We start from the raw sequence: 9,172 nt of genomic DNA, 5'->3' as shown, positions 1-9,172 counted from the left end.
CCTCAGGACGCAACCAGACAAGTCCCTGAAGGCCACCATGACGGCGTTTAACGCCGTCATGGTGGCCTTCAGGGACCACAAAACCGGACGAAAGAGCCGCCAGCAGCAGGCGACACAGTGGCGAGGGCCGTTTTCACTACGCGCCGCCTTCGGCGATCAGTGTCCCGTTCCACGTGGTGGACACCACACAACCCGCGTCAGCAGGCCTGTCCCGACCTGAGAGACTGGCCACATGACCGACGCAGCTGAGTTGACCATCCCCGCAGACCTCAAGCCGGCCGACGGCCGCTTCGGCTGCGGACCGTCGAAGGTCCGCGCCGAGCAGCTCGCCAGCCTGGCGAAGTCCGGTGACACCTATCTGGGCACGTCCCACCGCCAGAAGCCGGTGAAGTCGCTGGTAGGCCGGGTGCGCGCGGGTCTGTCCGAGCTCTTCTCCCTGCCGGAGGGTTACGAAGTCATCCTCGGCAACGGTGGCACGACCGCGTTCTGGGACGCGGCCGCGTTCGGCCTCGTGCGGGAGCGTTCGCAGCACTTCACCTACGGCGAGTTCTCGTCCAAGTTCGCTTCGGTCACCAAGGGCGCGCCGTTCCTCGGCGAGCCCACCGTGGTCAAGGCCGACCCGGGCAGCGCGCCCGAAATCGTCTTCGAGCCGGGCGTCGACCTGGTCGGCTGGGCGCACAACGAGACCTCGACCGGTGTCGCCGTCCCGGTGAGCCGTCCCGCGGGCAGCGAGGGCGCGCTCGTCGCGATCGACGCGACCTCCGGCGCCGGTGGCCTGCCGGTCAAGGCCGAGGACTTCGACGTCTACTACTTCGCGCCGCAGAAGTCCTTCGCCTCCGACGGCGGCCTGTTCCTGGCGCTGGCCTCGCCCGCCGCGATCGAGCGCATCGGCGAGATCGGCGCGAGCGACCGCTGGATCCCGGAGTTCCTGTCGCTGACCACCGCGCTGGACAACTCCCGCAAGGACCAGACGTACAACACCCCGTCGGTCGCGACGCTGTTCCTGCTCGCCGACCAGATCGAGTGGATGCTCGCGCAGGGCGGCCTCGACTGGACCGTCGCACGCACCAAGGACTCCTCGACCCGGCTCTACGAGTGGGCCGAGAAGACCGGCTACACGACGCCGTTCGTCACCGACCCGTCGCTGCGCTCGCAGGTCGTCGGCACGATCGACTTCACCGACGAGGTGGACGCGTCCGCCGTGGCGAAGGTGTTGCGCGCCAACGGGATCGTCGACACCGAGCCGTACCGCAAGCTGGGCCGCAACCAGCTGCGCGTCGGCATGTTCCCGGCCATCGACCCGGACGACATCACCCGCCTGACCCAGAGCATCGAGTACGTCGTCGAGCACCTCAGCTGAGTTTGAACAGCCTCTGAAGGCCACTGTTTTGCCTCAGGCCCGTCGCCTCGTCGGCGACGGGCCTGAGGGACTCTAAGTCCCTCAAGGTGGCCTTCAGCGCGTGTGGGGTTCCACCGAACGGGTCGATCATCGAACGGATCTGAACCGTCCGCCCGGCGAGGCCGTGTAGTGCCACGACTGCCCCTCACCGGGTGTCGCGCAGGACGCGGCGCCCCTGAAATTCCCTCGAGGTAACCCGATGCGCCCGAACAAGCTCCTCCTGTCCGCTTTCGCCCTGTCCGTCGGTATCGCCACCGCGGGCACGGGTGTCGCCTCCGCGCACGAAGACCAGCCGGCACCCACCCCCGGTGCGCCCGTGTTCTTCGCCGCCGAACTGACCGGCCGGGCAGAAATCCCCGTCGCGGGCGGCCCCGCGGTGGGCGATCCGGACGGCCACGCCACCGAGGTCGTCCGCATCCAGGGCAACCAGGTGTCGTTCGCGATCAAGTGGAAGAACATCGGCGCGCCGACCGCCGCGCACATCCACGACGGGAAGGCCGGGGTCAACGGCGCGGTCAAGGTGCCGTTCTTCGGCGGGGTGCTGCCCGAGGGCGTCAACGGCGCCGTCGGCCACGTGAGCGTGGGCGACCCGGCGCTGCTGAAGACGTTCACCGACGGTTCGGGCGCGTTCTACGCGAACCTGCACACCGCCGAGTTCCCCGGCGGCGCGGTCCGCGGCCAGTTCCGTAAGCTGGACAAGGCGGTGGATCTGAACCGTGTGCTGCACAACGGCGACCTGAGCGCGCTGGCCAGCGGTGACCAGGAGGTACCCGGCGCGGGTGACCCCGACGGCGGCGCGACCGCGTTCGTGGAGACGCACCGAAGCTCCGTCGACTACTCGTTCACCTTCTCGGGTGTCGGCTCACCGACGCTCGGCCACATCCACCAGGGTGACGCGGGTACGAGCGGTCCTGTCGTGGTGCCGTTGTTCGCCGCCCCCGGCGGGCTCCCGGCGTCGATCACCGGCATCGCGGGCACGGCCACCAAGGTCCCGGCGAACGTCATCCGCGGCATCGACCGCAACCCCGGCGGCTTCTACGCCAACCTGCACACGGCCGAGTTCCCGGCAGGCGCCGTCCGCGGCCAGCTCTTCGAGCCTGGCGACGACGACTCGCTCTACTGACCGTCCCTGAAGGCCACCTTCACGGCGTTAAACGCTGTCAAGGTGGCCTTCAGAGGCTTTGACGAGAAGCGGCACACGAGGTTCGAACAGCCGCGCGATCCGGCGCGCGGCGACACCGCCGAGCGCCAGCAACGCGAGGCCGTACAGCACGTAGGACTCGGTCGCGAGCCACCACCCGACCGAGCCGGCGGGCCGCGGCGCGAACCACATCGGCCCGATGATGAACAGCGCGACGCCGACCACCGCGCCGCCCAGCGACCACCAGGCCACGAGCCGGTCGACGCGCCAGGAGATCGCGGCCAGGTAGCCCGCCGCCACCAGGATCGGCACGCACCAGGTCCAGTGGTGCGTCCACGAAACCGGCGAGACCAGCAGCCCGCCGATCGCGCAGGCCGTGAGCGCGAGCACCGGCTGCCGCACCCGGACCAGCACGAACACCGTCAGCGCGATCACGGCCAGCGCGGCGAGCAGCCAGACGACGTCCTCCGCGCCGCCGAGCCCCAGCCGCGCCACGACACCGCGTATCGACTGGTTGCCGACGTAGTCGCTCCCACCGATCCGCCCGGCGTCGAAAACCAGCTCGGTCCAGTACTTCGCCGAGGCCACGGGAGCCGCGAGCCACATCACCGCACCGGCCGCGACGAACCCGGCGGCCACCCGCGCGGCGGAGCGATAGTCCTTGCGGAACAGGAAGTACAGGATGAACACCGCGGGCGTCAGCTTGATCGCCGCGGCCAGCCCGATGAGCAGCCCCTTGGTCCGCGCGCGTCCCGGCAGGAGCACGTCGAGGACCACCATGACCATCAGCAGGGCGTTGATCTGCCCGAAACCGAGCGTCGAGCGGACCGGTTCCAGCAACGCGCCGGCCAGCTGGGCGGCGATCGCGACCAGGCCGGCGGTGACGTGCCCGCGCCGGTTCGCCCGGTCGGTCAGCGCGCCGTTGAGCCCGGCCGCGAACAGGTACGCGACGACCCCGGTCCCCACGATGGACAGGATCGAGATCAGCCGCATGGTCACGGCGAACGGCAGGACCGTCCCGGGCAGGAACACCGCGGCCGCGAACGGCGTGTACGTGAACGGCAGCGAGATGGTGTGCGTGGTCGGCACCCACGCGTCGTACGGCGTGCCCGACTCGACGAGGGCCTTCGCGCCGCCGAGGTAAACCTCCAGGTCCAGGCCGTCGAACCGCTTGAGCCACAGGACGAGCCCGACGGCCGCGACCTCCAGCGCGATGAACAGCCACACGAGCCTGCGCCCGGATACCCCCGCCAAAGACACGGCTCGACTCCCCCTCGATCATCCCCACCGGGAGCAATCCCGTGTGGCCGAGATTACCCGGGGCGCCGCCGGTGCTCAGCAGCAGCCGTGCACCGCCAAGATCCGCGCCCTCGCGGCGCGAGCCGGGGCAGGTGGCTTCGCGGCCGCGGTTTCGACGGCCGTGAGCATCCGGTCCAGGGCGGCCCGATCGAGTACCCGGCCCCGCGTGATCACGGTGTCGATGCGGCGAAGGTTGCGGACGTCGGCCGCGGGATCCGCGCCGAGCAGCAGCAGATCGGCCTCCTTGCCGACGGCGATCGTGCCCGCGATCTGCTCGCGGCCGAGGAGGCGGGCGGCGTCCGAGGTCACCGTCCGGAGCACCTCCAACGGCGTCAGCCCGCTGCCCGCGAGCAGTTCGAGCTCGTCGTGGAGCCCGAAACCGGGGAACGAGTAGGGGTTGAGGCAGTCCGTGCCGCCGACGACCCCGACCCCGGCGCGGTACATCGCGCCGACCAGCTGCTGCCGCTGCGCGAAGAACACCTCCTGCTGGCGGATCTGCTCGGGCGTGACCGGGGAGTACAGGTGGATCCGGGAGGCCCACAGCTCACGGATCTCGGCGGGGACGTACTTGAGGCGCGGGTCGTTCAGATAGGTGCCGGCGGGCCTGCCGATGACGCGGTTGAGCGTCAGGGTCGGCGACTGCCAGCTGTCGTTGTCCCTCAGCCGGGTGAACAGCTCACCGGCCCGGACCGGGTCGTAGTCCAGCATCGCCAGCCGGTCGAGCTCGCGGGCGACGTTGAAGAAGTCCCTGGGCGCGGCGGGATCGATGGGGGTCGCCGCAAGTTTGGCCAGGTACTCCGGGGCCCGTGACGAGGTGCGCAGCGGGACGCCGAAGAGGTGCTCGAACGAGTGCTGCCCGGCGTCGCTCGCGTCGGGCAGCGGGACGCGGTACGGCAGATGCCCGGCGAACGGGAGCCCCTGCAGACGGCACTCGTCGGCCACCGCGCGGAACGCGTCGGGCAGCAGATAGGAGTAGACCTTGACGAACGCGGCGCCATCCGCCTTGGCCGTCCGCACCGCGGCGCGGGCCTGCGCCTCGTCCGTCACCCGGGTGACGGGCGGGCCGAGCAGCGAAACCGGCCCGTCGACGACGTTGCTCGCCAGCACCATCCTGGGACCGAGCAGCTCGCCGCGCTCGATCTTCGCGCGGGTCGCGCGGTTCTCGGGGTAGCCCCACATCTCGCGGATGCCGGTGACGCCGTTGGCCAGGTGCAGCGGCGGGAAGATGTCCTCGAGGTCCGAGCCGTGGGTGTGCATGTCCCAAAGCCCCGGCACGGCGAACTTGCCCCGCCCGTCGATGACCGTCGCGCCGGCGTAGGACGGCAGGTCGTAGGACGGGCCGACCCAGGCGATCCGGTCGCCGACCAGCACGATCGTGACGTCGTCCCGTGGCGCGGAGCCCGTTCCGTCGATCAGCGTGACCCCGGTCAGCAAGGTGATCCCGGCCCCGGCGGCGTCCGCGGGCGACGCCATCCCCGCGGCCGCCAGCGCCGTCCCGCTCACGGCGAGCCAGCGCAGGAAGTCTCGCCGGTTCGCTTCGGTGGCCGCCATGCAGTCCCGCTCCCTCCGCCGCCCCCAGGCCGCCCGATTCAACCCGCGCGGCAAGCGGCACCGCAACTCCGGAAAAGCTCTCTTCGAAGGTCCCTGAAGGCCACCTTCACGGCGTTTTACGCCGTGAAGGTGGCCTTCAGGGGCAGTCAGGCGAGGGCCTGGGTGGGCGGGAGGCGAGCGGCGCGCATCGCGGGATAGGCCCCCGCGACCGCTCCGACCAGCGCGGCGACACCGACGCCGCCGAGCAGCGCGCCGACTGGGAGCACCGCGGGCCAGCCCTGGCTCAGCGCGTACGCGGCCGTGACGAGCACGCCGACCAGCACCCCGGCGAGTCCGCCCAGGCCGGACAGCAGCACCGACTCGGCCAGGAACTGCCCGCGGATCTGCCGTTTCGTCGCGCCCAGCGCCCGTCTCAGCCCGATCTCCCGGCGTCGTTCGAGCACCGAGATGACCATCGTGTTGGCCACGCCGACCCCGCCGACCAGCAGCGCGACGCCGCCGAGCCCGAGGAACAGGGCGCTGTAGGTGTCCTCGGTGATCTTCTGCGCCGCCAGCGCGTCCGACGGCCGCCGCACCTCGACCTCGTTGGCCGCGGACGGGCTCAACGTCTGCGCCAGCACCTGCCGCACACTGTCCACTTGGGACTCCTGCGCCCGGACGTAGACCGTCTGCGGGTGCCCGTCGAAGCCGAGAAGCTGCTTCGCCGCGTCCCAGCCGACGAGCACGGAACGCTCGATCTCCGGCGCCAGCGGCATCGGCCCCAGCACCCCGACCACGGTGAACCACTGGTTGCCGATCCACACCTGACGCGGGTGCGCGGGATCGATCCGGTCGATGCCGAGCCGCGCGGCGGCCTGCGCGCCGAGCACGGTCACCGGGAATTTCCCGTTGGCCTGGTTCAGGAACGTGCCGTCGCGCAGCGCGCCGCCGACCACGCCCAGCAGGTCCGGCGTCGCCGCGTACACCGCCAGCCCGGACGTCTCGCCCTGGTCGATCTTGTCGTTGCGCCGCACTGTCTGGCCGGTCGCGCCGACGGCCGAAGCCGCGGTGACCGGGCCGATCCGCTTGGCCATCGGCACCGCGCTCTCGGGCAGCTTCGCGTCCTTGCCGAACAACGTCTGCCCCGGCCCGGCCGCCAGCAGGTTGGTGCCGAGCGCCGCCAGCTTGTCGTGCAGCGCCTGCGCACCCGAGGCCGGGATCGCCAGCACCGCGACCATCGCGGCGATGCCGATCCCGATGCCCAGCGCCGAAAGCACCGCGCGCATCGGCCGGGTCCGCATCCCGTGGGCGCCCAGCGAAAGCACGTCACGCAGGCCCAGCCGGGCTGGCGACGGCGGTTTGCCCGGCGCGGACGGCGGCGGGACGAGAACGGGCGCGCTCATCGGAACACCCCCGGCGGGGTCCCGGTGTCGACGCGCAGCGTGCCGTCGAGCAGTTCGATCCGGCGCGGCAGCCCCGCGGCGATCTCGCGGTCGTGGGTGATGATCACGATCGTCGTCCCGTCCGCGCTGAGCCCGGCGAGCAGGTTCAGGATCGCCCCGCCGTTCTCGGTGTCGAGATTGCCGGTCGGCTCGTCGGCCAGCAGGATCGCGGGCTCGTTGACCATGGCGCGCGCGATCGCGACCCGCTGGCGCTCGCCACCGGACAGCTCGCTGGGGAGGTGGCCCGCGCGATGCCCGAGCCCCACGCGGTCCAACGCGGACAACGCGCGTGCGCGCCGCTTACCGCGCGGGACGCCCGCGTACAGCAGCCCGGTCGCCACGTTGTCCACGGCGCTGACGCCGTCGCTGAGGAAGAACTGCTGGAACACGAAGCCGATCCACCGCGACCGCAAACTCGACAGCGCGCGGTCGGACAGCTTGGCGACGTCGTTGCCGCGCAGCTCGATCCGCCCGCTGGTCGGTTTGTCGAGCGTGCCCATCAGCTGCAGGAGCGTCGACTTCCCCGAGCCGGACGGCCCGACGATCCCGACCATCTCACTGTCCTGAATGGACAGTGAGACCGCGCGTAGCGCCCTGACTTCGCCGGGATAGGTCCTGGAGGCCTCGCGCACGGCGAGTACCGGTGTCATGACGTGGTCACCACCGTCAGGCCCGCGCGCAGCCCGTCGCCGTCGATCTCGACCTGCCCGCCGGAGAACAGGCCCGTCTTGACCCCGACGAGCCGCCGCTTGCCAGCCTCGTCGACCTCCACCGCGTACCCGCCCTCGGCCAGCGCGAGCAGCGCCCCGACCGGCACGGCCAGCACGCCCTCGTGCTTGCCCTTGGTGAACCGCACGGTGACCGGGGTCGAGTCGAGCGGGCCAGCCGCGCCCGGGTCGTCCAGCGAGATCGTGACGGTGACGGTCGCCTTGCCGTTCGACTGGCCGCTCGCGTCCTTGTCCGGCTCGGCGACCGTGCCGATCCCGGTGACCGTGCCCGCCGTGCTTCCACCGCCGGTGATGTCCATCGACACCTTGGAGCCCTGCTTGGCGAGGCTCTGCTTGGCCGCGTCGAGCTTCACCGACACGACCCGCTCGGTGCCGGTGACCTTCAGCAGCTCGCCCTGGCCGGGCGCCCCGGCCTGCGCGGTGACCCCCGAAACCCGGATCTCCTCCGCCGCGAGGACGACGTCGCCCTGTGCGAACGCCCCGGTCTGCTCCAGCCCGATCGACTTCTGCCACTTCTTGAGCGCGGCGGCGGTGGCCGGAGTGAACTTCTTGTCCGGCGTGCCGAATCCGCCGAAGCCCAGCGCCTTGAGGTTCTCCTCCAGCTGCTTGACGTCCGGGCCGTCCGTGGCGCCCTCGGCGAGGTCGCGATAGAACGGCAGGGTGCCATAGAACAGCGGCACCGGCTTCGCGTCTACGCCGTAGACCGCCTGCCCGCGCTTGATCTTCGCGCCGGACGCGGGCAGCGACGTGACCGTGCCCGGTTTGCGGCCCGAGATCGGCGTCTCGATGCCGTAGCCGAGCGTGCCGTCGGCCTGCTCCTGCTCGATGAGGTCGGTCTTGGCGATCGACGCCGTCTGCACCGGCGGCGGCGCCTGCTGCTCGGCCGTCGCGCCCGATGCGACGCGGGTCAGCACACGACCGACGAGGTGCCCAGCACCACGACCACCACCGCGGCGGCGACGAACCAGCGCGCCCGCTTCCCCCGGCGCACCCCGCCGGGACCTTCGTGCTCGCTCATTTCGCGGGCACCGCCGGCATCGCCATGCCGTTGCCCATTCCGCAGGCCTTCATGGCACCTTCCAGCTTGCCCTGCTCGTCCTTGCCGCCGCCGATGGTCGTCCGGCCGGGGTTGGCCTGGTCGGGGTCGGGCATGTCGATCCCGTGCTCACGCATGCATTTGGCTTCCTTGCGCAGCTTGTCGAGCTCTTCCGGGCTCGGTGGCTTCATCTCGCCACCGTTCGGGAGGAACTTTTTGCACGCCTCGTCGGCCGCCTTCATCTTGTTCTCGTCCATGCCGTCGGCTGGCATGGCCTGGACGGCGATGCCCTTGCCGTCCGGGCTCACCTTCGGATCGGGCATGTCGACGCCGTGCTCACGCATGCATTTCGCGAACACGCGCGCCTGGTCCGCCCTCGACGCGTCCGTGGCGTCGCTGCCGTTGCCACCCGCGTTGCCCTCGCTCGTTTTCGGCGGCGACGAAATCGAGGCGATCTTGTTGCCGTCGCCGCCACCGCCCGCGCAGCCGGACAACAAGGCCAATGCCACGCCGGTGACCAGCGCGAACCCCTGCAGTTTTCGCATTTCGTCTCTCCTTTTCACCAGATCCGGGAAAAGGCGGGTCCGGCCCCCGACG

General features: G+C 71.0%; 7 protein-coding genes and 1 pseudogene. 2 read left to right on the top strand and 6 right to left on the bottom strand.

Annotation, left to right across the window (positions count from 1 at the left end):
• Positions 1–232: 232 nt before the first annotated feature.
• Complete coding sequence (gene serC / locus QMK34_RS38625) at positions 233–1,360, top strand: phosphoserine transaminase (RefSeq protein ID WP_326419744.1); 1,128 nt, start codon at positions 233–235, stop codon at positions 1,358–1,360.
• 238 nt (positions 1,361–1,598) lie between these two features.
• Positions 1,599–2,522: a CHRD domain-containing protein gene (locus QMK34_RS38620; protein WP_326419743.1), complete on the top strand. Its 924-nt coding sequence runs from the start codon at positions 1,599–1,601 to the stop codon at positions 2,520–2,522.
• A gap of 27 nt (positions 2,523–2,549) precedes the next feature.
• Here the strand turns inward: QMK34_RS38620 and QMK34_RS38615 are convergent, their stop codons facing one another.
• The 6 genes and pseudogenes from QMK34_RS38615 to QMK34_RS38590 form a co-directional block, all read right to left on the bottom strand.
• Positions 2,550–3,755, bottom strand: a complete 1,206-nt coding sequence (locus QMK34_RS38615) for a glycosyltransferase 87 family protein (RefSeq protein WP_326419747.1) — start codon at positions 3,753–3,755, stop codon at positions 2,550–2,552.
• 120 nt (positions 3,756–3,875) lie between these two features.
• Positions 3,876–5,390, bottom strand: a complete 1,515-nt coding sequence (locus QMK34_RS38610) for an amidohydrolase family protein (RefSeq protein WP_326419741.1) — start codon at positions 5,388–5,390, stop codon at positions 3,876–3,878.
• Between the two features lie 146 nt (positions 5,391–5,536).
• Positions 5,537–6,772 carry an ABC transporter permease gene (locus QMK34_RS38605; protein WP_326419739.1) on the bottom strand — a complete coding sequence of 412 codons (1,236 nt, stop codon included), beginning with the start codon at positions 6,770–6,772 and terminating at the stop codon, positions 5,537–5,539.
• Complete coding sequence (locus QMK34_RS38600) at positions 6,769–7,461, bottom strand: ABC transporter ATP-binding protein (protein WP_326419738.1); 693 nt, start codon at positions 7,459–7,461, stop codon at positions 6,769–6,771. Before QMK34_RS38600 ends, QMK34_RS38605 begins: the two co-directional genes overlap by 4 nt.
• Positions 7,458–8,557, bottom strand: a pseudogene (locus tag QMK34_RS38595) (peptidoglycan-binding protein). The gene QMK34_RS38600 and the pseudogene QMK34_RS38595 overlap by 4 nt, the downstream one beginning before the upstream one ends.
• Positions 8,554–9,120: a hypothetical protein gene (locus tag QMK34_RS38590; RefSeq protein ID WP_326419737.1), complete on the bottom strand. Its 567-nt coding sequence runs from the start codon at positions 9,118–9,120 to the stop codon at positions 8,554–8,556. Before QMK34_RS38590 ends, QMK34_RS38595 begins: the two are co-directional and overlap by 4 nt.
• Positions 9,121–9,172: the final 52 nt, after the last annotated feature.

The organism is Amycolatopsis sp. H20-H5 (assembly GCF_035828755.1).
In the GTDB taxonomy this organism is placed as follows: domain Bacteria; phylum Actinomycetota; class Actinomycetes; order Mycobacteriales; family Pseudonocardiaceae; genus Amycolatopsis.
The sequence above is the reverse complement of the archived record's forward strand: the minus strand, read 5'-3'. Positions and strand labels throughout refer to the sequence as shown.